Genomic DNA, 24,350 nt, shown 5'->3' on the forward strand with positions numbered 1-24,350 from the left:
TCCTTTGTACTCACCCAGTCTCCTGGGCTTTCCTCCGGGCTTCCCTTCGGTGTTTCCGACTCTATCAGACTCTTTCGAGTTCCGATTTCCTCGGTGCTTTCCAGGTCCTCCGCTTTTCGGCGGTTTCCCTTTCCGGCGAGACCCGACTTTATCAGAGATTCTGAGTCGGATTTTCCACCCGGCCCGAGGTTCTCCGGGCGCGGCAGCGCCCGGTGTTTCCCGGCCTGGCGGAGCCGTAAACGTACTGGAGCGGGGCGCCCCGATGCAAATCGAGGCGCCCCGCTCCCAGTTGTGCTGCGTCTGCGCTGCTCAGACGGCGTCAGACCTCGACGACGACCGGCAGGATCATCGGGCGTCGCCGGTAGTTGTCGGAGACCCACTTGCCCAGAGTGCGGCGGACGAGCTGCTGCAGCTGGTGGGGTTCGACGACACCGTCCTGCGCCGACTTCTCCAGGACCTCGCTGATCTTCGGCATGACGCCGGTGAAGTCGGAGTCGCCGATGCCGGAGCCACGGGCGTGGATGTGCGGACCCCCCGTGATCTTGCCGGTGGTGGAGTCCACGACCACGAAGACCGAGATGATGCCCTCGTCGCCGAGGATGCGCCGGTCCTTCAGGGAGGACTCGGTGACGTCGCCGACCGAGAGGCCGTCCACGTACACGTACCCGGCCTGGACCTTGCCGACGATCTTGGCCTTGCCCTGGACGAGGTCGACGGCCACGCCGTCCTCGGCGATGACGATCCGGTCGTGCGGGACGCCGGTCATGGCGCCGAGCTCGGCGTTGGCGCGCAGGTGGCGCCATTCGCCGTGGACGGGCATCAGGTTGCGCGGCTTGCAGATGTTGTAGAAGTACAGGAGCTCGCCGGCCGAGGCGTGGCCGGAGACGTGCACCTTGGCGTTGCCCTTGTGGACGACGTTGGCGCCCCAGCGGGTCAGGCCGTTGATCACGCGGTAGACCGCGTTCTCGTTGCCGGGGATCAGGGACGAGGCCAGGATGACGGTGTCGCCCTGGACGATCCGGATCTGGTGGTCCCGGTTGGCCATCCGGGACAGTGCGGCCATCGGCTCGCCCTGGGATCCCGTACAGACGAGGACGACCTGGTCCTCGGGCAGGTCGTCCAGCGTCTTGACGTCCACGACGAGGCCGGCGGGGACGCGCAGGTAGCCCAGGTCACGGGCGATGCCCATGTTGCGGACCATGGAGCGGCCGACGAAGGCGACCTTCCTGCCGTATTCGTGGGCCGCGTCGAGGATCTGCTGGATGCGGTGCACGTGGCTGGCGAAGCTCGCGACGATGATGCGCTTGCGGGCTCCGGCGAAGACGGACCGTACGACATTGGAGATGTCGCGCTCCGGCGGGACGAAGCCCGGGACCTCGGCGTTCGTCGAGTCGGCGAGGAGGAGGTCGATGCCCTCCTCGCTGAGCCGTGCGAAGGAGTGCAGGTCGGTGAGCCTGCCGTCGAGCGGCAGCTGGTCCATCTTGAAGTCGCCGGTGTGCACGACCAGGCCCGCGGGGGTGCGGATGGCGACGGCAAGGGCGTCCGGGATGGAGTGGTTGACGGCGATGAACTCGCAGTCGAAGGCGCCGATGCGCTCGCGCTGTCCCTCCTTCACCTCGAGGGTGTACGGACGGATGCGGTGCTCCTGGAGCTTCGCCTCGATCAGGGCGAGCGTCAGCTTGGAGCCGATCAGCGGAATGTCCGGCTTCTCGCGCAGCAGGAAGGGGACGGCGCCGATGTGGTCCTCGTGCCCGTGGGTGAGCACGATGCCCTCGATGTCGTCGAGGCGGTCCCGGATGCTGGTGAAGTCCGGCAGGATCAGGTCGATGCCGGGCTGCTCCTCCTCGGGGAAGAGCACGCCGCAGTCGACGATGAGCAGGCGACCGTCATATTCGAAGACGGTCATGTTGCGGCCGATCTCGCCCAGGCCGCCGAGCGGGGTGACGCGCAGGCCACCCTCGGGAAGCTTCGGCGGGGCGCCGAGCTCGGGGTGCGGATGACTCAAAGGACTCTCCTACCCATGCGCGCCACGTCCTCGTCGAAGGCACATGGCGCGCATGATGTCGTGCGATGCAGTTGTCGCGTTCAGATCGTGCGTTCGTTCGTCGTGCGTGTGTCGTGCGTGTGTCCTGCGTCTTCAGTTGTGAAGTCGGTGCGCCGCCTCGGTTCCGGGCGGGTGCTCCGCTGTGAAATCCGTGCTCAGAGCTGTACGCCGCCCGCGGCGAGGTCGATCCTGAGCTGCTCGGTCTCCGGGGCGGAAAGCTCCACGAGCGGCAGGCGCAGGGGGCCGGCGGGCAGGCCCTGGAGGGCGAGTGCGGCCTTGGAGGTGATGACGCCCTGCGTGCGGAACATGCCGGTGAAGACGGGGAGCAACTGCTGGTGGATCTCGGTGGCCTTGCGGACATCGCCCGAGGTGTAGGCCTCGAGGAGTGCGCGCAGCTCCGGTGCGACGACGTGACCGACGACCGAGACGAAACCGCAGGCGCCGACCGAGAGGAGCGGCAGGTTGAGCATGTCGTCGCCGGAGTACCAGGCCAGGCCGGAGCGGGCGATGGCCCAGCTCGCGCGGCCGAGGTCGCCCTTGGCGTCCTTGTTGGCGACGATCCGCGGGTGCTCGGCGAGCCGGACGATCGTCTCGGTCGAGATCGGGACACCGCTGCGGCCCGGGATGTCGTAGAGCATCACCGGTAGCCCAGTGCTGTCGGCGATGGCCGTGAAGTGCCTCAGGAGGCCTTCCTGCGGCGGCTTGTTGTAGTACGGCGTGACGGTGAGCAAGCCGTGGGCGCCGGTCTTCTCGGCGGCGCGGGCCAGCTCGATGCTGTGCCGGGTGTCGTTGGTGCCGACGCCGGCGACGACATGGGCGCGGTCGCCGACCGCCTCCAGGACGGCTCGTACGAGCTCGGCTTTCTCCGCGTTGCTGGTGGTCGGGGACTCGCCGGTGGTGCCGTTGATGACCAGGCCGTCGTTGCCTGCGTCCACCAGATGGGCGGCGAGTCGCTGTGCGCCGTCGAGGTCGAGAGCGCCGTCCGCCGTGAAGGGCGTGACCATGGCGGTGAGGACCCGCCCGAAGGGGGTCTGCGGAGTCGAGATCGGAGCCATGGGTAACACGCTACTCGCTGCTCAGTGCGCGGTCGCCCCTCGGGGGCGGCGCGGGGGCCGCTCCTGGGGCGTGACAAGGCCTGAGAGGGTGCGGCAGACGGAGCCCGGCACTGCCTGCTCGGGGGTTCAAGCAGTGCCGGGTCCGTTTGATCAGGCTAGATGAACTTCGCGAAATGCCGCAATACGGACACTTCGCAAGGTGGTTCGAGACGGGGTGTTCGGGCCCGTCTCGAACGGTGGACAGGGCGGTCGTTCTCAGGGAGCGACCCGGCCGTTCTTGTTGAAGGCCGCGTACGTGAGCGGCATGAGCTTCGCCCACTCCGCCTCCATCCGCTCGCCCACCATCTCGATCTCCCGCTGCGGGAAGGACGGGACCTTGGCGAGCTCGTGCTGGGTGCGCAGGCCGAGGAAGTGCATCAGCGAGCGCGCATTGCACGTGGCGTACATCGAGGAGAAAAGTCCGACCGGCAGGACCGAGCGGGCGACCTCACGGGCGACGCCGGCGGCGAGCATCTCCTGGTACGCCTCGTAGGCCTGGCGGTAGGAGTCCTCCATCACCCGGCCGGTCAGCTCCTGCTGGGCCTGGGTGCCCTCGACGAAGACGTATTTGCCCGGGCGGCCCTCCTGGACCAGCTTGCGGGACTCGTCCGGCACGTAGAAGACGGGCTGGAGCTCCCGGTAGCGGCCCGATTCCTCGTTGTACGACCAGCCCACGCGATGCCGCATGAACTCGCGGAAGACGAAGATCGGGGCGCTGACGAAGAACGTCATCGAGTTGTGCTCGAAGGGGCTGCCGTGGCGGTCCCGCATCAGGTAGTTGATCAGGCCCTTGGAGCGCTCGGGGTCCTTGGTGAGCTCGTCGAGAGACTGCTCGCCGGCCGTCGAGACGCGCGCCGCCCACAGCACATCGCTGTCGGCCGCGCTGTGCTTGACCAGTTCGACGGTCACCTCGCTGCGGAAGCTGGGCTTCAGGTCTTCTTCGGCGGGGGTGTTCGCAGACGTCTCGCTCACCGGCGGGGTCCTTCCAGTTGCATCGCTCGGGCGGCGCCCACTCTACGGCTCACCGCGCACGACTCCGTCCATCGCGGGCGGGGTCAGCGCTCGGCGGCCTCCGAGTGCTGGGTCTTCGCCGGGGTGGTGTCCGGCGAGAGTGCGGGCGTGCCGAGCAGCAGGGCTCCCACCAGCGCGCCGACGACGGATATCCCGACCAGCGCGCGGCCGGCCAGCCGGCCCGCACTGGGGCGCTGCCTGGGCGGCGGGGTGACATTGCTGCGGAAGGTGTCGGCTTCGGCTATGAAGGCGAACGGGACGGGCTCTCGCCGACGGAACATGATGGGCGCTTCTCCTCGGCCACTCGTGGCTTGCGTTGTCTCGTACCTGTACAGACGCACAGAAGCGCACAAAGGTGCCCCGAAATCGGAAATTTCATCGAAGTAGCCTGAACGGTGCGGCGCGGCCGCGCTCGGACCCCCGGGACTGGTCGCTCATCGGATGCCTCGGTAGCCTCACCAGGCACACCTGAGTGGTTCTGAGTGAGGATGACGTCGTGCCCCTAGCCTTTCTGACGGCTGACCGCGCTTTCGACCAGGCGGACGACGTCGCGCTTCCGCACGACGACCGCGACCAGTGGCGCCGCCCCTACCGGCCCGGCCCCTGGCGGGTCGGCGCGGCCGCGCTGCTGCTTCTGCTTGCCTCGTACATGCTGCTCGCGGCGGTGATCATCGCTCTGGCCGACGCACCTTCCGCGGGCGCGGCCTGTGCGGGCGGCGCGCTGCTCATCATCGTGGCCGCGCTGCGGCTGCTGCGGATGGGTACATGGGTGAGCGCCCGTGGCGTGCGCCGGGTCGGCTTCTTCGCGACGCGGACCCTGAAGTGGGGCGAGGTGGCCTCCGTAAGGACCACGCAGCAGCCGGTGCGCTGGCTCGGCCTGCCACGGACCGTGCAGGGGCAGGCGGTGGTGCTCGTACCGGGCGGGCGTCGGCCGGCGCCCGGCGAGCCGTTGATGACCTCGCACGGCGCGGACTTCCTGGGGCGGCCCGAGGCCTTCGACCGGGCGGCGGACACGGTGGAGGCGTGGGCGTACGAGTACCAGCCGCGTCGCTGATCCCGGTAACGACAAGAACCCCGCCCGGCTCAGGCCCGGCGGGGTTCTCCTGTTTCTCTGCTCAGGCCGCTTCGTGACCGTGCAGGGCGATCGCCCGCTGCATCGCCTTGCGGGCACGCGGGGTGTCGCGTGCATCGTGGTAGGCGACCGCGAGACGGAACCAGCAACGCCAGTCGTCCGGCGCGTCCTCGGTCTCCGCGCGGCGGCGGGCGAAGACCTCGTCGGCCGAGTCACGGTCGATACGGCCGCTCGGCAGCCGCTTCAGTTCGTCCACCGGAAGCCCGCCCTCGGCTTCCAGCTCGGCGGCCAGCCTGCCCGCCTTGCGGGCGAACTGCGTGGTCTGCCACAGGAACCACACACCGATGAGCGGAAGCACGAGGACCGCCGCGCCGAACGTGACCGTGAGCGGTGTGCCCTGCTCGATGAGCAGGACGCCACGGCTGCCGACCAGGACGAAATAGGCGACCAGGGCGCCGGCGAGGGCGAAGTACGTGAGCTTTGCGCGCATCGGCTCGTCAGTTACCCAGGTCGAGGAAGTGTTCGAGCCCGAAGGTCAGGCCCGGCGTGTCCACCACGCGGCGCACACCGAGCAGAATGCCCGGCATGAACGACTTGTGGTGCAGCGAGTCGTGGCGAATCGTGAGCGTCTCGCCCTCGCCGCCGAGCAGCACCTCCTGGTGGGCGAGCAGCCCCCGCAGCCGAACCGAGTGCACCGGCACACCGTCGACGTCCGCGCCGCGGGCACCGTCGAGGGCCGTGGAAGTGGCGTCGGGCTGCGGTGCGCAGCCTGCCTTCTCCCGGGCCGCCGCGATCAGCTGGGCGGTGCGGTGGGCCGTGCCCGAGGGCGCGTCGGCCTTGTTCGGGTGGTGCAGCTCGATGACCTCGACCGATTCGAAGAAACGGGCCGCCTGCTGGGCGAACTGCATGGTGAGGACCGCGCCGATGGAGAAGTTCGGGGCGATCAGGATGCCCGTCGCCGGCGACTTCGCCAGCCAGTCGCGGACCTGCGCGAGACGCTCGTCGGTCCAGCCGGTGGTGCCGACGACGGCGTGGATGCCCTGCGCCGCGCAGTACTCGAGGTTGCCCATCACCGCATCGGGGTGGGTCAGGTCGACGGCGACCTGGGCGCCCGCGGCGGCGAGCGTCCCGAGGGCATCGTCGCGGTCGAGGGCCGCGACGAGCTCCATGTCCTCGGCGGCTTCCACGGCACGTACTGCCTCGGAGCCGATGCGGCCCTTCGCGCCGAGGACCGCCACACGCAGCTTGCTCATGTGCTTGATTCCTTACGGGAGTTGTCCGGGAAGTATCCCGTGCTCATGCGACGGTGCCGGGGCGGGCGCCCCGGGCTCACGCGACCACTTCGCCCAGGCGCGCCGCCTGGCGGCTCTTCAGCGGGCCGATCACCGACAGCGAGGGCCGCTGTCCCAGGATCTCGCGGGCCACATCCCGTACGTCGTCGGGGGTGACCGCGGCTATCCGGGCCAGCATGTCGTCCACCGACATATGCGTGCCCCAGCACAGTTCGCTCTTGCCGATCCGGTTCATGAGCGCGCCGGTGTCCTCGAGGCCGAGGACGGTGGAGCCGGAGAGCTGGCCGATGGCGCGGCCGATCTCCTCGTCGCTCAGGCCGTGCTGCGCGACCTGGTCCAGCTCGTCGCGGCAGATCTTCAGGACGTCGTGAACCTGGTTGGGGCGGCAGCCCGCGTACACGCCGAACAGGCCGCAGTCGGCGAAGCCCGAGGTGTACGAGTAGACCGTGTAGGCGAGTCCGCGCTTCTCCCGTACCTCCTGGAAGAGACGCGAGGACATTCCGCCGCCGAGCGCCGTGTTGAGCACGCTGAGCGCCCAGCGCCGCTCGTCGCTGCGGGCGAGGCCCGGCATGCCGAGCATCACATGGGCCTGCTCGGTGGCGCGTTCGACCAGGTCGACCTTGCCGGCCGCGCGCAGCCGGCGCAGTCCGTCGCGCGGGGCGATCGGGGTGGCGTCGGTGGCCTTCAGGGCGCCGGCCTTCTCGAAGGCGGCACGGACCTGGCGTACGACCTTGGCGTGGTCCACGTTTCCGGCGGCGGCGACCACCAGGTGGCGCGGATCGTAGTGCTTCTTGTAGAAGCGGCGGATCCGGCTCGCGTCCAGCGCGTTGACCGTGTCGACCGTGCCGAGGACCGGGCGGCCGAGCGGGGTGTCGCCGAGCATCGTGTGCGCGAACAGGTCGTGCACACAGTCGCCCGCGTCGTCCTCGGTCATCGCGATCTCTTCGAGGATCACATTGCGCTCGGCGTCCACATCGGCCTGCTCGATGAGCGAGCCGGTGAGCATGTCGCAGACGACGTCGATGGCGAGCGGCAGGTCCGTGTCGAGCACCCGCGCGTAGTAGCAGGTGTACTCCTTGGCCGTGAACGCGTTCATCTCGCCGCCGACCGCGTCGATCGCGGCGGAGATGTCGAGTGCGGTGCGGCGCTTGGTGCCCTTGAACAGGAGGTGTTCGAGGTAGTGCGTCGCGCCGTTCAGCGACGGAGTCTCGTCGCGGGAGCCGACGTGCGCCCAGATGCCGAAGGTCGCGGAGCGTACGGAGGGCAGCGTCTCGGTGACCACACGCAGACCGCCCGGCAGGACGGTGCGGCGGACGGTACCGATGCCGTTCTCACCCTTGAGAAGCGTTTGGGTACGGGCGACGGCCCGCACCTCCGAGGAGGTGCGGGCCGTCGCCGCGGTGCTACGGGACGTCACTTGTCGGCGTCGTCCTTCTTGTCGTCGGCGTTCTCGTCCTCGCCCTCGATCACGGGGATCAGGGAGAGCTTGCCGCGGGAGTCGATCTCGGCGATCTCGACCTGGACCTTCTGGCCCACACCGAGCACGTCCTCGACGTTCTCCACGCGCTTGCCGCCGGCGAGCTTGCGGATCTGCGAGATGTGCAGCAGACCGTCCTTGCCGGGCAGCAGCGAGACGAAGGCGCCGAAGGTCGTCGTCTTCACGACGGTGCCCAGGTAGCGCTCGCCGACCTCGGGCATCGTCGGGTTGGCGATGCCGTTGATCGTGGCGCGGGCGGCCTCGGCGGAGGGGCCGTCCACGGCACCGATGTAGATGGTGCCGTCGTCCTCGATCGTGATGTCGGCGCCGGTGTCCTCCTGGATCTGGTTGATCATCTTGCCCTTGGGGCCGATGACCTCACCGATCTTGTCCACCGGGATCTTGACGGTGATGATGCGCGGCGCGTTCGGGGACATCTCGTCCGGAACGTCGATCGCCTCCATCATCACGTCGAGGATGTGCAGCCGGGCGTCGCGGGCCTGCTTGAGGGCCGCGGCCAGGACGGAGGCCGGGATGCCGTCCAGCTTGGTGTCGAGCTGGAGGGCGGTCACGAACTCCTTCGTTCCGGCGACCTTGAAGTCCATGTCGCCGAAGGCGTCCTCGGTACCGAGGATGTCGGTGAGGGTGACGTAGTGCGTCTCGCCGTCGATCTCCTGGGAGATCAGGCCCATGGCGATACCGGCGACGGGGGCCTTCAGCGGCACACCGGCGTTCAGCAGCGACATGGTGGAGGCGCAGACCGAGCCCATGGACGTCGAACCGTTGGAGCCGAGGGCCTCGGACACCTGGCGGATCGCGTACGGGAACTCCTCGCGCGTCGGCAGCACCGGCACGATCGCGCGCTCGGCGAGCGCGCCGTGGCCGATCTCGCGGCGCTTCGGCGAGCCGACGCGGCCGGTCTCACCGGTGGAGTACGGCGGGAAGTTGTAGTTGTGCATGTAGCGCTTGCGGGTCACCGGGGAGAGGGTGTCCAGCTGCTGCTCCATGCGGAGCATGTTGAGGGTGGTGACGCCCAGGATCTGGGTCTCGCCACGCTCGAACAGGGCGGAGCCGTGCACGCGCGGGATGGCCTCGACCTCGGCGGCGAGCGTACGGATGTCCGTGACGCCGCGGCCGTCGATGCGGAGCTTCTCCTTGATGACGCGCTCACGGACCAGGGACTTGGTCAGCGAGCGGTACGCGGCGGAGATCTCCTTCTCGCGGCCCTCGAACTGCGGGAGCAGCTTCTCGCCGGCGATCACCTTGACGCGGTCCAGCTCGGCCTCGCGCTCCTGCTTGCCGGCGATGGTCAGCGCCTGGGCGAGCTCGGTGCGGACGGCGGCGGTGAGGGCCTCGAGGACGTCGTCCTCGTAGTCGAGGAAGATCGGGAACTCGCCGGTCGGCTTGGCGGCCTTGGCGGCGAGCTCGGACTGGGCCTTGCAGAGCACCTTGATGAAGGGCTTCGCGGCCTCCAGGCCGGCGGCGACGATCTCCTCGGTCGGCGCGGCGGCGCCGCCCTTGACGAGCTCGATGGTCTTCTCGGTGGCCTCGGCCTCGACCATCATGATCGCGACATCGCCGTCCTCCAGGACGCGGCCCGCGACGACCATGTCGAAGACGGCGTCCTCGAGCTCGGTGTGCGTCGGGAACGCGACCCACTGGCCCTTGATCAGGGCGACACGGGTGCCGCCGATCGGGCCGGAGAAGGGCAGGCCGGCCAGCTGCGTGGAGCAGGAGGCGGCGTTGATGGCGACCACGTCGTAGAGGTGGTCGGGGTTGAGCGCCATGACCGTCTCGACGACCTGGATCTCGTTGCGCAGGCCCTTCTTGAAGGACGGGCGCAGCGGGCGGTCGATCAGGCGGCAGGTGAGGATCGCGTCCTCGGAGGGGCGGCCCTCGCGGCGGAAGAAGGAGCCGGGGATCTTGCCGGCCGAGTACATCCGCTCCTCGACGTCCACCGTGAGCGGGAAGAAGTCGAGCTGGTCCTTGGGCTTCTTGGACGCGGTGGTGGCCGAGAGGACCATTGTGTCGTCGTCCAGGTAGGCCACGGCGGAGCCGGCGGCCTGACGGGCCAGACGGCCGGTCTCGAAGCGGATGGTGCGGGTGCCGAAGGTGCCGTTGTCGATGACGGCCTCGGCGTAGTGGGTCTCGTTCTCCACTATGGGTTTCTCCTACGTGTCGTCTTGTGTCCCCTGGCCCGTGTGGCCATGGAACGGCTACGTGAGGAGCGCGCCTTGTGTGCGGGCCGGTCTTCGATCGAAGCACCCGGGGTCATGATCCCGGGGGCCACTACCGAGGACCGGCGGCGGCTTGGCGGCGCTGCTCCTCGTATGTGCGTTGTGCGACCAGACTACAAAGCCCGGGTGACACTCCGCACGTACAGCAAAGGGAGCGGCCCCCTCGATGTGGGAACCGCTCCCTCGCTCAACGTCTTACTTGACGCCGCCGGCCGCACCGCGGCGGATGCCGAGGCGCTCGACCAGCGTACGGAAGCGCTGGATGTCCTTCTTGGCCAGGTACTGCAGCAGGCGGCGGCGCTGGCCGACCAGGATCAGCAGACCACGGCGGGAGTGGTGGTCGTGCTTGTGGGTCTTGAGGTGCTCGGTCAGGTCCGAGATGCGGCGCGAGAGCATGGCGACCTGAACCTCGGGGGAGCCGGTGTCACCCTCCTTGGTGGCGAACTCGGCCATGATCTGCTTCTTCGTGGCGGTGTCGAGGGACACGCGAACTCCTCTGAGTCTGTGGATGCCACCGAGTGCCCCTGGTCTGAGTCTCAGGGGAGCTTCCGTTACTCGGGAGGCGGGGATCCGCTGGGCGCGAACCCCAGATCCGGTGTGGTCCGGGGGTGCGTACACAAACGGCCGTCACACAGAGTACCAGGCGGGCGGTCCGGGCCCGGCCCCAGGTCGCGAGGCGGGCGCCGCTGCCGTGGTCGGGACGGGTCAGGACGTGAGGGCCCGGGCCGCAGGTCAGGACGCGAGTGGCCCGGGCCGCAGGTCAGGACGTGAGGGCCCGGATCGAGTGGTAGACGTCGAAGACCGCCAGGCACAGCGGGAGCAGGGTCAGGAGCACCATCGACTCGGCGATCTCCAGGAAGCGCCCCCAGAACGGGGTGACGCCCTTGCTGGGCACGATCAGCCCGATCGCCGTGATCAGCGCGGCGCACAGCGCGATCGCGGCCGTGAGCCAGATGATCCGCAGGTCGAGAGCCGAGCCGTCACCGCGCAGGGCGTCGCGCCACATGTCCAGGGGCGGGTTGAGGGCGAGGCCGAGGCCGAGCAGGACGAGCGCGGCGAGGCCCGCGGCGAGCGCGCAGCCGACCTGGGCGGTGTAGCGGAAGAGGTGGGCGCGCATCAGGAGCGCGATGCCGGTCGCGAGGGCGAGCAGCTGGCCCCAGAGGTTGTCGGAGAAGCCCAGCACACCGGCCGCGACGACGGCGACGAGGGCGCAGCCGCCGACCAGACCGACGAGCAGCTCGTGGCCGCGCCGGGCCTGCGCGGCGATGCGCTCGCCGTCCACGGGGCCCTGTGGAGTGCGGTCCTCGTCGTTGCCGTAGGCGCCGACCGTCGTACGGGGCGGTTCGAAGCCGATCGGGAGGCGGGCGAAGCGGGCCGAGAGGCCGGGCAGGAAGGCGAGGCCGCCGAGGGCGAGCGGGGAGCAGGCCGCGGCCGACTCGATGGGGGCGAGCCCGGTGAGGATGGCGACGAAGGTGACGAGCAGACCGATCGCGGAGGCGAGGACGAAGGCCACGAAGGGTCCGTCACCGTTCGGCGTGACGATCGTCAGAATCACGGCACAGAGCAGTACGGCCGCGCAGGCAAGCAGGAACTGCAGCCTGCCGATGCCCTGCCCCTCGGCGGTGGACAGCAGCCCCGAACCGGCGACCGCCGCATTGGCCAGCGCGCCCACGCCGAAGGCGAGGGCGGAGGAGCGGTCGTCGTACACCCGGGCCCGTACACCCGAAAGAGTGAGCAGGGCGACGGCCGCGACGGCCGCGAGGATGCCCGGCAGACCGTGCATGTCGTGCCCGATGCCGGAGGTCCACAGCACGAAGGCGAGCAGGACGAGGAGCACCGAGCCGCCGAGGAGGCCCGCACCGCGCATCAGGGCGTCGGACCACAGGGTGCGGTCCTCGGCGACGGCCGAGGCGACCGCGTCGGAGACGTCGTCGAAGACGGCCGGCGGCAGCGAGTCGGCGAAGGGGCGCAGCGAGAGGAGTTCCCCGTCGAGGATGCGCTGGGCCGACAGCGAGCCCGCGCCGTCGAGCACCGTGCCGTCGCGGCGCACCAGGTGGTAGCCGACGGGGGCGCCGGGTGCGGGGCTCTGGCCCGACAGGCGGAGAATCTCGGGGTGGAGATCGGCGACGGGGATGTCATCGGGCAGGGCGACGTCGACGCGGCTGTCGGGGGCCACGACCGTGACGCGGCAGAAACCGGTGCCGCCTGCGGTCGGTGCTGCGGAACCCCGACGGCCCGCGGGACCCGGCTGACCCGCGGCACCCGGCTGCCCCGGGGCGCCCGGCCGGCCCGCGGGGCCCGGGGACGGCGCCTGGACGGTCGTACTCACTGCTGCTCCCCCTTATATGCATGGTCCGCTGCGTGCGTATGCGTGGTTCGCCGTGCGCGGGGTCCGTCGTGCCCGTGGCCCGTCGTGCGCATGGCGGTACGCAGGCCGTCGGCCGCCCGGCAGGCAGGCCCGCGATCGACGTGCCTGCGGATTTGCGGCCGCCCGCATCTTCGCGGCTGCGTACTGCCGTTGGACCTGCGGTGCCACTCGGTTCATCCGTAACTTGCGACACCCTACCGCCCGTCCGCCCCGTGGTACGTAAGTAGGATCACCCCTCGCGGACGGGCCTTGCCGCCACGGGGGCGCCGATAGGAACATTTCCGTCCGGCAAGGGAATGGGTGTGCCGTGAGCCAGATCGTCGTCAAGCGTCCGCCGCGCGCTCTGCCCGCCGAAGTACCCGGTGAACCACTGCAGTTGCAGCCCCCGCCGGAGCTGCCGCGCGGTCAGCAGGAGGGCGCGCTGATGCAGCTCCTGCCGATGCTCGGCATGGGCGGATCCGTCGTCTTCTTCTTCATGACGCCGAATCCGATCATGCGGATCATGGGCATGGTGATGATCGCGTCCACGATCGCCATGGCGGTCGCGATGCTGGTCCGCTACCGCCGCGGCACCCAGGGACAACTCGCCGACATCCGCCGCGACTACCTCCGCTATCTCGCGCAGACCCGGCGCAGCGTGCAGCGCACGGCCCGGTTGCAGCGCGATGCGCAGTTCTATCTGCACCCCGCCCCCGAGCAGCTGTGGGCGCTCGTCGCCGAGGGCAGCCGGGTCTGGGAACGGCGCGTCGGCGACGGCGACTTCGCCCAGGTACGGATCGGGCTCGGCGCCCAGCAGCTCGCCACCCAGCTGGTCGCACCGGAGACGGCCCCCGTGGACCAGCTGGAACCGCTGGCGGCGGGCGCGATGCAGCAGTTCCTGCACACGCACAGCACGCTGGACGAGCTGCCGATGGCCGTTTCGCTGCGGGCCTTCTACCACGTGACGGTCAGCGGCGAGGCCGACGCGGTACGCGGCTCCGTACGCGCGATGCTCGGCTCGCTCGCCTCGCTGCACTCCCCCGACGACCTGCTGATCGCCATCGCCGCGCGCCGGGAGGCGGCCGCGCAGTGGGAGTGGACGAAGTGGCTGCCGCACGTGCAGGCCGGCGGCGCGCCGGACGGCGCGGGCAGCCGCCGCATGATCACCACGGACGCCGCCGAGCTGGAGGAACTGCTCGCGGGCAGGCTCGACGGCCGCCCCCGCTTCCAGGCGGGCGGCGCCCCGCTCCTCGACCAGCCGCACATCGTCGTCGTCCTCGACGGCGAGGGCCTGCCGCCGCTCTCCCCGCTGTCCTCACCCGAGGGTCTGCAGGGCGTCACGGTCATCGAGGTCGTGCCCGGCGAGAACCAGGGCGCGCGCGGCGGCCTGTCCGTCACCGTGGACCGCGAGCAGCTGCAGCTCGAATCCGGCCAGGGCCTCGTGTACGAGGGAAGGCCCGACACTCTCTCGTACGAGGCGGCCGAGGCGCTCGCGCGCCAGCTGGCCCCGCTGCGGGTGGCGGCGGGCGGCGACGAGGACGAACCGCTGCTCGCCAACCTGGAGTTCACCGACCTGCTGAACCTCGGCGACGCGGCCTCGGTCGACGTCACGCGCACCTGGCGGCCGCGGGCGCAGGCCGAGCGGATGCGGGTGCCGATCGGTGTGGGCGAGGACGGTGCGCCCGTCATGCTCGACCTCAAGGAGGCCGCGCAGGAGGGCATGGGCCCGCACGGACTGTGTGTCGGCGCCACCGGTTCCGGTAAGTCCGAGCTGCTGCGTACGCTCGTACTCGGCCTCGCGGTCACCCACTCCTCCGAGACCCTGAACTTCGTCCTCGCGGACTTCAAGGGCGGCGCGACCTTCGCCGGCATGTCCCAGATGCCGCACGTGGCGGCCGTGATCACCAACCTCGCCGACGACCTGACCCTCGTCGACCGGATGGGCGACTCGATCCGCGGCGAGCTCAACCGGCGCCAGGAGATGCTCCGCGATGCCGGCAACTACGCGAACATCCACGACTACGAGAAGGCGCGCGCTGCCGGTGCGCCGCTGCAGCCGATCCCTTCACTCGTCCTGGTGATCGACGAGTTCAGCGAGCTGCTGACGGCGAAGCCCGATTTCATCGAGATGTTCGTCCAGATCGGACGCATCGGGCGTTCGCTGGGCGTGCATCTGCTGCTCGCCTCGCAGCGCCTGGAGGAGGGCCGGCTGCGCGGCCTGGAGACCTACCTCTCGTACCGCGTGGGCCTGCGGACCTTCTCTGCCGCCGAGTCGCGGGCGGCGATCGGCGTGCCCGACGCGTACACGCTCCCGAACGTGCCCGGCTCCGGCTATCTCAAGTACGGCACGGACGAAATGGTGCGCTTCAAGGCGGCGTACGTCTCCGGAACGTACCGCACCGGTACGCAGCAGGCGGTCGCGGGCGGGCCGCTGCCGGTGGACCGGCGGCCCGTCGCGTTCACAGCGGCGCATGTGCCGGTGCAGTACCGGGCGCCTGATCCGGCGACGCACGTGCCCGATGCGCGGACGACGCCGGAGGACGACGCGCTCGCCGACACCGTGCTCGATGTGATCGTGCGGCGCCTCGAAGGGCGGGGCGTGGCCGCGCACCAGGTGTGGCTGCCGCCGCTCGACAACCCGCCGTCCCTCGACGAACTCCTTCCGGGGCTCACCTCCGTGGAGGGCCGCGGGCTCACCGTTCCCGGCTACGAGGGCGCGGGAAGGCTCGTCGTCCCGCTCGGCGTCGTCGACAAACCCTTCGAACAGCGCCGCGACACCCTCTACCGGGACTTCTCCGGCGCGGCCGGCCACATGCAGATCGTCGGCGGCCCGCAGTCCGGCAAGTCGACCTTCCTGCGCACCCTCGTCTCGGCCTTCGCTCTCACCCACACGCCGCATGAAGTGCAGTTCTACGGCCTCGACTTCGGCGGTGGCGGCATGTCCTCCGTCGCCGGACTGCCCCATGTCGGCGGCGTGGCCTCACGCCTCGACCCCGAGCGGGTGCGGCGCACGGTCGCCGAGGTCTACGGCATCCTCGCCCGCCGCGAGGAGTACTTCCGTACCGCCGGAATCGACTCCATCGCGACCTTCCGCCGCATGCGGGCCCGCGGCGACATCTCCTTGACCGACCAGCCGTGGGGCGACGTCTTCCTGGTCATCGACGGCTGGGGCAACTTCCGTACGGAATACGAGAACCTCGACCCGGTCGTCCTGGAGATCGCGGCCCGCGGCCTCGGCTACGGCATCCACGTGATCCTCACCGCGTCGCGCTCCATGGAGGTCCGCTCCAACCTCAAGGACCACCTGATGAACCGCCTCGAGCTACGGCTCGGCGACACCATGGACTCCGAACTCGACCGCAAGGTCGCGGCGAACGTGCCCTCCGGGGTGCCCGGCCGGGGCATGACCCCCGAGAAGCTGCACTTCATGGCGGCCGTACCGCGCATCGACGGCATCAACTCGGACAGCGACCTGTCCGAGGCGACCACCGCGATGAACCAGGAGACGGCCCGGCACTGGACCGCGCCGGGCGCCCCGGCCGTCCGCCTGCTCCCCCGCGCTCTCCCGGCGTCCTCGCTGCCGAGCGGCGCCGACCGCCCCGACCTGGGCCTGGCCTTCGCCCTCGACGAGAACAACCTCGAACCCGTCCACGTCGACTTCGACCGCGACCCGTTCTTCCTGGTCTTCGGCGAGAGCGAATCCGGCAAGTCGAATCTGCTGCGGCTCCTCATCAAGCAGATCACCGAACGCCACGACGGAAGCGTCGCGAAGTTCTTCGTCATCGACAACCGCCGCGCACTGCTGGACGTCACCCCCGCGAGCCATCTCGCGGAATACGTCCCGATGTCCAACTCGATGGACCACCACGTGGACGCGCTCGCGGGCCTGATGGAGCGCCGCGCCCCCTCGTCCGAGGTGACAGCGCAGCAGTTGCGTGACCGCAGCTGGTGGTCGGGCCCCGAGATCTTCGTCGTCGTCGACGACTACGACCTCGTCTCCACCTCCTCCGGCAACCCGCTGGCCAAGCTCACGGAACAACTCCCGTTCGCCCGCGACGTGGGCATCCGCTTCATCATCGCCCGCAGTACGGCGGGGGCCTCACGGGCGTCGTACGAACCGTTCATGCAGCGCATGATGGAACTCGGCGCCCAGGGAGTCGTCCTCTCCGGCGACCCGAACGAGGGCGACATCTTCGGCGGCGTCCGACCGCGTCCGATGCCGGCGGGACGGGGGATCTTCGTGTCCCGGCGGCGGGGGAATCCGTTGGTGCAGACGGGGTTGATGGCCGAGTGAGCTTCGTACGCGAGGTCAGGGAGGGGGCCTGATGGCTTGGGACGAGTGGGAGCAGTTGAAGGCTGCGGCTGCAGAGCGGTCGGCAACGCGGATGCAGCTGAACAGGGACCCCGACTCGGACCTGGCGTCGTCAGGCCCGCAGGGCGACCTGACCGTGAACCAACAGGATCTTGCGAAGATCGGCGACGAGGCCTTCAAACTCTTCGAAGGCCTCGGCGACCACGGCCGCGACGCGTGGTCCAGCAGCCAAGCGGCCGCCAAGGATCTCACCACCCAGGGCTTTGAGGTCGGCAGCGGGCTCGACCGGGTGCAGGAGCGCTGGGAGAAGCAGCTCCAGTCGCTCCTTGACGCCTGCGCGCACATCTCGAACCATATGGACTTCACCAAGAAGGCCCATCAGGGCGATGAGCACTACATCGCAAGCACGGTCAGCTCCATCTCCACCTTGGACAAAGGCTTTGGCGAGGAGGACAGGAAGTTCGAAGGCAAGGGTCAGAGCTGATGGACTTCGAGACGCTCCGCTTCGGGAACTTCTCCGCGCTGGGGAATGCGGTCGATGACTGGACCGGAATGATCAAGAGTCTGAAGACCCTTGAGGAACAGGCAGACAGAGGCCTCAAGGGGCGGGCCGACAAGGCGAACTGGACCGGCGTGAACGCAACGGTTTCGCGCGAGTTCATCAAAGAGACCGCCCGTGAATTCGCGGACGCCCACACGCAGGCGACCACGATTCGCAACATCCTGCGCGACACACGCGACGAGCTCATCAGGCATCGCGAAGATCTGAAGCAGGCCCTGGAGCGCGGTCTCAAGAAGAACCTCACCGTCACGAACACCAGCGGCGGCTTCACGGTCACGATGAACGTCCACCCCGACCGCGCGGCGAAGGGCACCGACGTACCCGAGCACTCCCCGCAGGACGCCATCGCCCTGCGTGACGAGGTGCAGGTCATTCTCGACGCCGCGACGGAGAGCGACACCACGGCTGCCCGCGTACTGCGCGAAATCGCCGACATGACGGAGAAGGGCTTCTCCAGCGCCTCGTACAAGGACCGCGATGCGGCGGTCGCGGACATGCGCAAGGCGGAAGCCGACTATGCGGCGAAGCTGGCAAAGGAAGTCACCGGCGAAGGCGGCACCGCCCGCAACTACGAGGCGCTCAAGAAGCTCGAGCATCTCATCGACATCAACTCCGAGGACCCCGGCTTCTCAGCCCGCTTCTACGACAAGCTCGGCCCCGAAGGTTCGCTCGAGTTCTATACGAAGATGTCGCTGGACTCCACCGGGCTCATGGGCCCGGAGGCCGCAAGCCGCACAAAGCTCGTCCACAACATCCAGAACGACATGGGCACGATGCTCGGCCTTGCCACATCCAGCCACTTCGACGTGAAGACAAGCGTCGGCACCGGAAAGGTCCCGAACCAACACTACCTCGGGGATAACTGGACAACTCAGCTGATGAAGGCCGGACGCGAAGAGATTGACGTGTCGATGGTCTCGGGGTTCGACACGAAGGCGTACGGATACCAGGCACTGGGCGCGCTCATCCGCGATGGCGAGTACGACAAGGATTTCCTCACGGCAGTCGGCCGGGACATGATCGCCATGGACAAGAAGGATCCTGGGATCTGGGAAGCCGGAACCCCTGTCGACCCGAATATCGCGTTCAATCTCGACAAGGACGGTGGGCGCGGGTTCAACCCCATCACGGGGCTGATGACCGCCCTCGGCAACAACCCCGAGGCTGCTACGGAACTCTTCCACGAAGGAATCCGCGAGGACAGCGACGGAGATGGCATCGTCACCGCCGCCGACAAGGCGGTCGAGGGCGATCACGGCAAGCCCCAGGGGATGGTCGACTATTTCCTGGACCGCGATCAAAATGCGGATTCCTACGACTGGAAGCTGCACGACAGCATCGAGAACAGGCCGGGACAGTCCGCCATCGGAAACGCTCTGGAAGCCGCGGTCACCCAACGCGTACCTGGGGATGCCGATGCACCACCCGTCAAACATTCCGAAAAGATGTCCGACATCATGGAGCGCGTGGTCGCTAAAATCGGCGACAACCCCGAACTGGTCGTTTCGAACGAAGGTGAGGACTTCGGCCCGGGGCGGTTGGGTCCGCTGTCCGAGAACTTCGGCAACATGGCAGCCGAGTACATGCCCAACCTGCAAGCGGCCGCGGAGAACGGTGCGGGCCAGATCAAACCGTTCGGTCACATGGCCGAATTCGACAAGGGGCAGATGGCCGGGTTCCTGGGAGTCGTCGCACAGGATCCACAGGCTTACGGCGCAATCACCAATGCCCAACAGGCGTACACCACCGCGCTTGTCCACGACGTGTTCCAGAACAAGGACCATTACCCGGACATGGGAGAAGCGATCGCGAATACTGTGCACCCTGGCGGCGAAATCGCAGGAATGATGACCGAAGCGCGGGCCCAGGCGGTTCACGACACTCATCGCCATGAGGATGGCGAGTTCAACGAGGCTGCGGCAGATCAAGCCAAGTGGGTCAATCGAACGATTTCTGCTGCGGGTGGAAAATACGTCGAGCTCGTCCCTTTCGCTGGCGACGTACTGGGCTGGGTGCAGGAGGACGTGACGGAAAGCGTACTCAAACACGGCGAGAAAGATTCTTCCAGCGAGTCCCGCAGGGAAGCTGCCACGGAATACAGCAGGGCAGAGACATCCGCCAAGGTGTCTGCGGCAGCCGCTGTCGAGACAGGCGCCAGAGGAACAGACGTCGATCCGAATTTGGTCACCACGTATGCCGGCACAGCATCACGCGAAACCGGACTGGCACACTCAACCGGGCGCGATCACGTTGCCAGCGCCTCCCCGAAGGGATGAAAGCAGGAATGGCCAAATTTCGAGCTGCCGCCGTTACTGCTCTGGTTGCAGTATCGGTCGGACTCGTCGGATGCACGAGCGAATCCCAGGGCAAGGAGACACTGCAAGGAATGCCAGAGACTGTCTGCTGGGGAGTCTTCAAACGTTCAGACGTCACGAGCCTGCTGCCAAGCGGTGGAAAGGTCACCCTGGACGAAGACCTGGAATTCGACATGCACGGCTCCACCGTTCGTTCTTCCACCTGCGTGCTGTATGTCGATGGAAACAATAAATTCCTGGCCTCAGTCAGTCGACATAGGTCCGCGGAAACAATCGACTGGAGCACCTGGTCCAAAAATGACCCAGACGAGTTGCGGGTCGGCACCAAAGCCATCATCTGGGGAAAAGGAGATGGCTTGCTCGCGGGAGCCGCATCTTACGTGACTTGCGGCTCCGAGGCACCAGAAAATGCACGGTACCTTGAATTGGACATCACAGCCTGGGCGATCCCCAAGGCAGATGAAGCGCGGGTCACCCTGGAGAAGCAAATCGAAGATTTCACGGAGTACGCGTCTACAGAACTCTCGTGCACGCCGCGCTGACGGCCGACGCACGCGTCTCGGGATCAGATCGAGATCATGCGCCCAACCGCCCGTCCTTGAGGGCTGTCAGGAATGACGTCCAGTCGGCAACTTGGAAGAAGAGCACAGACCCATCTGGGAATTTACTGTCGCGCACGGGAAGCAGGCCACGGTACGCCCGTCGTAGAGCCGTAGAAACTTCACGGCGGTGCTGACCAGGTTGTGCATCCGCTCCTGTGCGGCAGAGCGTGCAGAGTCACGTTCTGCCGCTCGGACATGTCCAGCAGGTACACCAACTGCTCACGCCGACCATCCGCATCCTGCATGGGGATGCGCGGCACCTCCTCCGAGAGGATCACCCGGAACGGTGGCGCGTCCTTCCCGTCCAGAAGCTCTCGTCGTCCCGTCCGAGCTTCCACCTGCTGAGTGAACTCGGGCTCCCGTAACCCGCCCACTGACAGCAACTCGCGCGCATACCCCGGCGTCTGCAACAGCCCGGGCAGCACACTCACAGCGAAGTGCCACAAGCTGACCCCCTCAGCCTGCAGCGTCCAGCGTCTCCCCCTTCTCCATTTTCCCGAGCAACGACCAGTCCCAGCCCAGCCGTTCGCCCAGCTGTCGCCGCAGGCTCTCGCCGCGCGCCATGCGCCGCGCGCGCAGTTCCTCGGCGAAGCGGCCTCGCGGCTCCTGGCTGCGGCCGCAGCTGCGTCCCCTCGGCGGCGGTCGGGAATGGGACGCCGACCCCGATCTCGTACGAGCGATGGATGCGCGGGCCCCTCTGCGGGCCCGCCTTGCCGAGGCCAACTCCCGCAGTCGCACGCCTCCACCAGGATGAGCCAGGCTGATCACTGGATCAGGAGCGCGCGCCGCGCGAGATCCTTCGCTCCTCGGCCTTGAGGACTCTGAGTGTCCGAAGTCCGTACACGGCCAGCAGCGGTTTCACAGCAATCCACTCACCGAGCCGACAGTCATCCGCGCCCACCAGCTTCTCTGCAAGATCGGGGCGCTGCCGACGCAGGTACGCACGTGCCTTGAGCGCATGAGCCGGCTGGGAGGCGATCTTGATGCGGTCCACGTCCTCAAGGAGTGGGATCACGTTCGTAATGTTCTCCCACGTCGTCGCGCTTCGGTCTTCGAGGAGTACCGTGCCGTCGAAGCCGAGCACCGACTTCGCGTAGTCGGCCATCAGTTGGGCCTCCGTGACGCCGCCACCGGGCGCGCCGCCACTGAAGATCACCCGGGTCCCTTGCGCACCGTCCGCTGTGATGGAGCGGATTCCAGCACGGACTCGCCATCGGTTGATCATGTTCGCCGTCGGCTGGGGATTCCGGAAGCCCAGCACCACCACGGCCGTGGAGACGCCCTCCTGCCTCCCCACGAGCGTTCGGGACCAGCGCCGGTTCAGCCATTCGCCCCAGGCCAGCCCTGCAGCAGCCCCGGCGATCGCCAGTACTGTCCTTCGTCGCATGCGGCGACACCACATCTCGCGTCGGGTCACGTCAGGTCGCGTACGGCTGGCTACGTCAGGTCGAACTCCCCGTCCCGGGCGCCCAGGACGAATGCTCGCCATTCCGCCTCCGTATAGCGGAGGACCGTGTCGGGATCGAGGGAGGAGCGCATCGCGACGGCTCCGCCCGGCAGGTAGGCGATTTCGACACGCTCTTCCGCGTCCTCCGTGCCCGGAGGGGAGAGCCACTCCACGTTCGAGATGTCGAGTGCGTAGAGTTCGTCCTTCTCCTGTTGGGTTCCCATGCCCGTCTCCCCTTCGGGTGAGTGTTCAGGTGGCGTGCTGGTGCCAAGGGTCATGCTGCCCCGGGCATCACGGCCGTATGAGCCGTTGCGGAAAAGTTCAGTCGATTCGGCGGGCCACGCCGAGCAGGCCGGTTTCCGCGTCCGTGCCCGTCGTCATGACCCACTGGCGGTCCGCGCCTGCGGTCCACAGGGTCACGCCGTCCGCCAGGGTGGGCAGGGCTTCGATCTCGGCGGCGCCGAGGCCCAGTATCTTCCCGATCTGTTCCGCCTCGCCGGGCGAGACGCGCTGGACGCCCACGAGGGCCGAGTTGCGCATCAGGCGCGGCGCGACCGGGCTCATGTAGGGCAGGAGGGTCAGGACGGACTGCCAGGGTGAGGCGACGACACGGCCGCGCGGGGGCCGCATGCCGCAGTCGCGGACGACGACGACCGGACTGCCGACGGTTGCGCCCATGGGCGGCACCCGGCCGACGCCGTGCAGCGTGATGCATTCGAGGCCCGCTCCGGCGGCCTGGGCGAGTGTCGTCCAGGCCTGGGCGCGGCCGGTTTCGACGGCTACGCGAGCGCCCGTGCCCGCCGCGCGCAGGGCCAGGACCTGGGCGGTCCAGAGGCCGCCGATGAGGAGCACCTCGTACGGGACGGGGCGGTGGAAGCCGATCATCTGGGGGCGGCCTTCGGCGTCGTCGCCGATCACCACGCCGTCGTCGCCGACGGGGAGGGTGAGGGCGCCGAGGTCGTCGAGCGGCATCGTGTGGCCGGGGTGGCGGGGGCCGCGCAGGCCGAGGAACCCGCGCCGCCGGCGGACGCCGCTCGGGCCGCCCGTCGTCCCGTTCGCGCCGCCCGGCACCCCGTTCCGGCCTCCGGGCGCCGTCGCAGGTGTCCCCCCGAGCACCGTCGCGGGTGTCGGCGCGGGTGTCGGCGCGGGTGTCGGCGTCGTCAGGGGCGACGTCATCGGGTCCCTCCCAGCGGCAGTGTGGCGAGTACGCCGGGGACTTGTTCGCGGTCGAGGCGGACCAGACCGATCCTGGCCGAGCGCGCCGCCGCCTCGAGCGAGCGCCGCACGTTCACCAGGTCGTTGTCCGAGCCGCCGGTGATGCGCAGGTGCCCGTTCACCGTCATGGCCCTGCGGTGGTCCCCGCGCCGGACCGTCAGACTGAAGGTCGTCGCGTACGCCGGGATCGAGGTCAGGAGCGAGACGAGTCCCGGCAGCGGTGTGGCTGCGGGGCCGAGTTCGGGCCAGCGGCCGATCGCGTACGTGGTGTGCCAGCGGTCGTCGCAGCGCCAGACGCGCGCCGTCTCGGCGGTGCGCCGCTGCGGTGCCGCGTCGGGGCGGGTGGCGCGGGCGGCGAGCATCGGGTTGGCGCAGGCGGAGGTGGCGAGTGTGGCGTTGAGTTCGTCCTGGTCGAGGACCGTGGCGGTGAAGCCCGCGCCGGTGATGCGGCTCGCGATGTGGTCGGCGGCGCGTACGAGGCAGCGCTGGGCGCCTGCCATGCCGCCTCCGCGCGCGGCCACGGCCTGTGCACACAGTTCCGGGTCGAGTTTGAGGGCCACCCAGGTCATCCGGAGGGCCGGCGCCCCGGTCTGCTGCTGCAGCGGCGCGTAGGAGAGGCGGGCCACGGACTGCTGGGGCAGGTGCGGGGCCGGGGCCGAGCGGACCTGCTGCACCAGCTGGGCGGATTCCAGGACGATGTCGTCGACTTCGAGGGCGTCGGCCAGCAGCGGCAGCGGCAGGGTGCGGGCCCCGAAAGCGGGGCGCAGGGCTTCGCCGCCCGCCTCCACCCGTACCACCGCCGTGAGGAACGTGCCGTCGCCGAGCATGCCGACCGTGCGCCGTTCGCGGTCGACGTACGTCTGCGGGGCGAGGCCCGGTACGCATTCGACGACGGGGGCGAGTTGCGGGTCCACGTCCGCGCCGGCCGGTTCGGCGGCGTGGCGGCGCCGTGCGCGGAAGGCGGCAACGGTGGAGGTCCAGTCCGGGATGGCGTGCCCCCGCCGGCGTATCACCGCGAGGAGAACGAGAACGGCGGCGACCACCGCCGCTACGACCAGCCGGAGTCCGCCGAGGACGGCGCCGACCGCGGCGATCGCGAGCGCCGCTTCGACAAGGACCAACTGGCGCAGCTGGAGGGGGCCGAGCCGGCCCGAGCGGGAACGCGGACGCAGCTGGGTCTTCGCCGCGGGGGCCGCTTGGGCGGCCGGGCGCGCGGGTGCGGGATTGCTCCGTTGCCTACGGGAACCGGCAGTGCGCCCACGGGAACCGGCGGGGCCGCCCGCGGTGCCGCGCCCGGTGCGGTCGCGCGTCGCAGTGGTCATC

The 24,350-nt window shown here is 69.0% G+C and carries 20 protein-coding genes and 1 pseudogene; 5 read left to right on the top strand and 16 right to left on the bottom strand.

Features of this window, described 5'->3' with window-relative positions; genetic code table 11:
- Positions 1-319: 319 nt before the first annotated feature.
- The 4 genes from ACLF6P_RS17480 to ACLF6P_RS17495 form a co-directional block, all read right to left on the bottom strand.
- Positions 320-2,005, bottom strand: a complete 1,686-nt coding sequence (locus ACLF6P_RS17480; protein WP_415951337.1) for a ribonuclease J — start codon at positions 2,003-2,005, stop codon at positions 320-322.
- Between the two features lie 194 nt (positions 2,006-2,199).
- The gene (gene dapA / locus ACLF6P_RS17485; RefSeq protein WP_415951339.1) at positions 2,200-3,099 is read right to left on the bottom strand and encodes a 4-hydroxy-tetrahydrodipicolinate synthase; all 900 of its coding nucleotides are present in this window, start codon (positions 3,097-3,099) and stop codon (positions 2,200-2,202) included.
- 255 nt (positions 3,100-3,354) lie between these two features.
- Entirely contained in the window at positions 3,355-4,110 is a 756-nt protein-coding gene (gene thyX / locus ACLF6P_RS17490) for an FAD-dependent thymidylate synthase (RefSeq protein ID WP_415951340.1), read from the bottom strand.
- An 83-nt stretch (positions 4,111-4,193) separates the two neighbouring features.
- On the bottom strand, positions 4,194-4,430 hold the full coding sequence (locus tag ACLF6P_RS17495; RefSeq protein WP_415951342.1) for a hypothetical protein: 237 nt from the start codon (positions 4,428-4,430) through the stop codon (positions 4,194-4,196).
- Positions 4,431-4,645: 215 nt separating this feature from the next.
- On the opposite strand from ACLF6P_RS17495, the gene ACLF6P_RS17500 reads away from it, so the two are divergent.
- Entirely contained in the window at positions 4,646-5,203 is a 558-nt protein-coding gene (locus ACLF6P_RS17500; protein WP_415951343.1) for a hypothetical protein, read from the top strand.
- A 61-nt stretch (positions 5,204-5,264) separates the two neighbouring features.
- On the opposite strand, the gene ACLF6P_RS17505 is transcribed toward ACLF6P_RS17500, so the two are convergent.
- The 6 genes from ACLF6P_RS17505 to eccD form a co-directional block, all read right to left on the bottom strand.
- Positions 5,265-5,711 carry a hypothetical protein gene (locus tag ACLF6P_RS17505; RefSeq protein ID WP_415951344.1) on the bottom strand — a complete coding sequence of 149 codons (447 nt, stop codon included), beginning with the start codon at positions 5,709-5,711 and terminating at the stop codon, positions 5,265-5,267.
- A 7-nt stretch (positions 5,712-5,718) separates the two neighbouring features.
- On the bottom strand, positions 5,719-6,474 hold the full coding sequence (dapB, locus tag ACLF6P_RS17510) for a 4-hydroxy-tetrahydrodipicolinate reductase (RefSeq protein ID WP_415951345.1): 756 nt from the start codon (positions 6,472-6,474) through the stop codon (positions 5,719-5,721).
- A gap of 76 nt (positions 6,475-6,550) precedes the next feature.
- Positions 6,551-7,930, bottom strand: coding sequence for a M16 family metallopeptidase (locus tag ACLF6P_RS17515; protein WP_415951346.1), 1,380 nt, complete (start codon positions 7,928-7,930; stop codon positions 6,551-6,553).
- On the bottom strand, positions 7,927-10,149 hold the full coding sequence (locus tag ACLF6P_RS17520; RefSeq protein ID WP_415951347.1) for a polyribonucleotide nucleotidyltransferase: 2,223 nt from the start codon (positions 10,147-10,149) through the stop codon (positions 7,927-7,929). The genes ACLF6P_RS17515 and ACLF6P_RS17520 overlap by 4 nt, the downstream gene beginning before the upstream one ends.
- Before the next feature lie 273 nt (positions 10,150-10,422).
- The gene (rpsO, locus tag ACLF6P_RS17525) at positions 10,423-10,713 is read right to left on the bottom strand and encodes a 30S ribosomal protein S15 (RefSeq protein WP_415951348.1); all 291 of its coding nucleotides are present in this window, start codon (positions 10,711-10,713) and stop codon (positions 10,423-10,425) included.
- A gap of 274 nt (positions 10,714-10,987) precedes the next feature.
- Positions 10,988-12,403 carry a type VII secretion integral membrane protein EccD gene (gene eccD, locus ACLF6P_RS17530; protein ID WP_415951544.1) on the bottom strand — a complete coding sequence of 472 codons (1,416 nt, stop codon included), beginning with the start codon at positions 12,401-12,403 and terminating at the stop codon, positions 10,988-10,990.
- A gap of 499 nt (positions 12,404-12,902) precedes the next feature.
- Here eccD and eccCa point away from each other — a divergent pair, with 499 nt between their 5' ends.
- From eccCa to ACLF6P_RS17550, 4 genes are all read left to right on the top strand, one after another.
- Positions 12,903-16,868, top strand: coding sequence for a type VII secretion protein EccCa (eccCa, locus tag ACLF6P_RS17535; RefSeq protein WP_415951349.1), 3,966 nt, complete (start codon positions 12,903-12,905; stop codon positions 16,866-16,868).
- A gap of 31 nt (positions 16,869-16,899) precedes the next feature.
- Positions 16,900-17,370, top strand: coding sequence for a hypothetical protein (locus ACLF6P_RS17540; RefSeq protein ID WP_415951350.1), 471 nt, complete (start codon positions 16,900-16,902; stop codon positions 17,368-17,370).
- A complete protein-coding gene (locus ACLF6P_RS17545) occupies positions 17,370-19,724 on the top strand; it encodes a DUF6571 family protein (RefSeq protein WP_415951351.1) in 2,355 nt (784 codons plus the stop codon). The genes ACLF6P_RS17540 and ACLF6P_RS17545 overlap by 1 nt, the downstream gene beginning before the upstream one ends.
- A 110-nt stretch (positions 19,725-19,834) precedes the next feature.
- Positions 19,835-20,305 carry a hypothetical protein gene (locus tag ACLF6P_RS17550; RefSeq protein WP_415951353.1) on the top strand — a complete coding sequence of 157 codons (471 nt, stop codon included), beginning with the start codon at positions 19,835-19,837 and terminating at the stop codon, positions 20,303-20,305.
- A 34-nt stretch (positions 20,306-20,339) separates the two neighbouring features.
- Here the strand turns inward: ACLF6P_RS17550 and ACLF6P_RS17555 are convergent, their stop codons facing one another.
- The 6 genes and pseudogenes from ACLF6P_RS17555 to eccE form a co-directional block, all read right to left on the bottom strand.
- Positions 20,340-20,441, bottom strand: a complete 102-nt coding sequence (locus ACLF6P_RS17555; RefSeq protein WP_415951354.1) for a DUF397 domain-containing protein — start codon at positions 20,439-20,441, stop codon at positions 20,340-20,342.
- 8 nt (positions 20,442-20,449) lie between these two features.
- Positions 20,450-20,929, bottom strand: a pseudogene (locus ACLF6P_RS17560) (DUF5753 domain-containing protein); the annotation flags it as partial.
- Positions 20,930-21,137: 208 nt separating this feature from the next.
- A complete protein-coding gene (locus ACLF6P_RS17565) occupies positions 21,138-21,752 on the bottom strand; it encodes a YdcF family protein (RefSeq protein ID WP_415951545.1) in 615 nt (204 codons plus the stop codon).
- A gap of 50 nt (positions 21,753-21,802) precedes the next feature.
- Positions 21,803-22,036, bottom strand: a complete 234-nt coding sequence (locus ACLF6P_RS17570; RefSeq protein WP_415951355.1) for a DUF397 domain-containing protein — start codon at positions 22,034-22,036, stop codon at positions 21,803-21,805.
- A 97-nt stretch (positions 22,037-22,133) separates the two neighbouring features.
- Positions 22,134-22,784, bottom strand: coding sequence for a hypothetical protein (locus ACLF6P_RS17575; RefSeq protein ID WP_415951546.1), 651 nt, complete (start codon positions 22,782-22,784; stop codon positions 22,134-22,136).
- Positions 22,785-22,984: 200 nt separating this feature from the next.
- Positions 22,985-24,349 carry a type VII secretion protein EccE gene (gene eccE, locus ACLF6P_RS17580; RefSeq protein ID WP_415951356.1) on the bottom strand — a complete coding sequence of 455 codons (1,365 nt, stop codon included), beginning with the start codon at positions 24,347-24,349 and terminating at the stop codon, positions 22,985-22,987.
- Position 24,350: the final 1 nt, after the last annotated feature.

The sequence above is a fragment of the Streptomyces lothianensis genome, from assembly GCF_047779955.1.
Classification (GTDB): Bacteria; Actinomycetota; Actinomycetes; order Streptomycetales; family Streptomycetaceae; genus Streptomyces.

Excerpts from the sequence above, each read along its gene's own strand:
- dapA (WP_415951339.1), bottom strand. The coding sequence starts at position 3,099 with ATGGCTCCGATCTCGACTCCGCAGACCCCCTTCGGGCGGGTCCTCACC.
- ACLF6P_RS17495 (WP_415951342.1), bottom strand. The coding sequence starts at position 4,430 with ATGTTCCGTCGGCGAGAGCCCGTCCCGTTCGCCTTCATAGCCGAAGCC.
- ACLF6P_RS17505 (WP_415951344.1), bottom strand. The coding sequence starts at position 5,711 with ATGCGCGCAAAGCTCACGTACTTCGCCCTCGCCGGCGCCCTGGTCGCC.
- dapB (WP_415951345.1), bottom strand. The coding sequence starts at position 6,474 with ATGAGCAAGCTGCGTGTGGCGGTCCTCGGCGCGAAGGGCCGCATCGGC.
- ACLF6P_RS17540 (WP_415951350.1), top strand. The coding sequence starts at position 16,900 with ATGGCTTGGGACGAGTGGGAGCAGTTGAAGGCTGCGGCTGCAGAGCGG.
- ACLF6P_RS17545 (WP_415951351.1), top strand. The coding sequence starts at position 17,370 with ATGGACTTCGAGACGCTCCGCTTCGGGAACTTCTCCGCGCTGGGGAAT.
- ACLF6P_RS17550 (WP_415951353.1), top strand. The coding sequence starts at position 19,835 with ATGCCAGAGACTGTCTGCTGGGGAGTCTTCAAACGTTCAGACGTCACG.
- ACLF6P_RS17565 (WP_415951545.1), bottom strand. The coding sequence starts at position 21,752 with ATGCGACGAAGGACAGTACTGGCGATCGCCGGGGCTGCTGCAGGGCTG.
- ACLF6P_RS17570 (WP_415951355.1), bottom strand. The coding sequence starts at position 22,036 with ATGGGAACCCAACAGGAGAAGGACGAACTCTACGCACTCGACATCTCG.
- ACLF6P_RS17575 (WP_415951546.1), bottom strand. The coding sequence starts at position 22,784 with ATGCCGCTCGACGACCTCGGCGCCCTCACCCTCCCCGTCGGCGACGAC.
- eccE (WP_415951356.1), bottom strand. The coding sequence starts at position 24,349 with ATGACCACTGCGACGCGCGACCGCACCGGGCGCGGCACCGCGGGCGGC.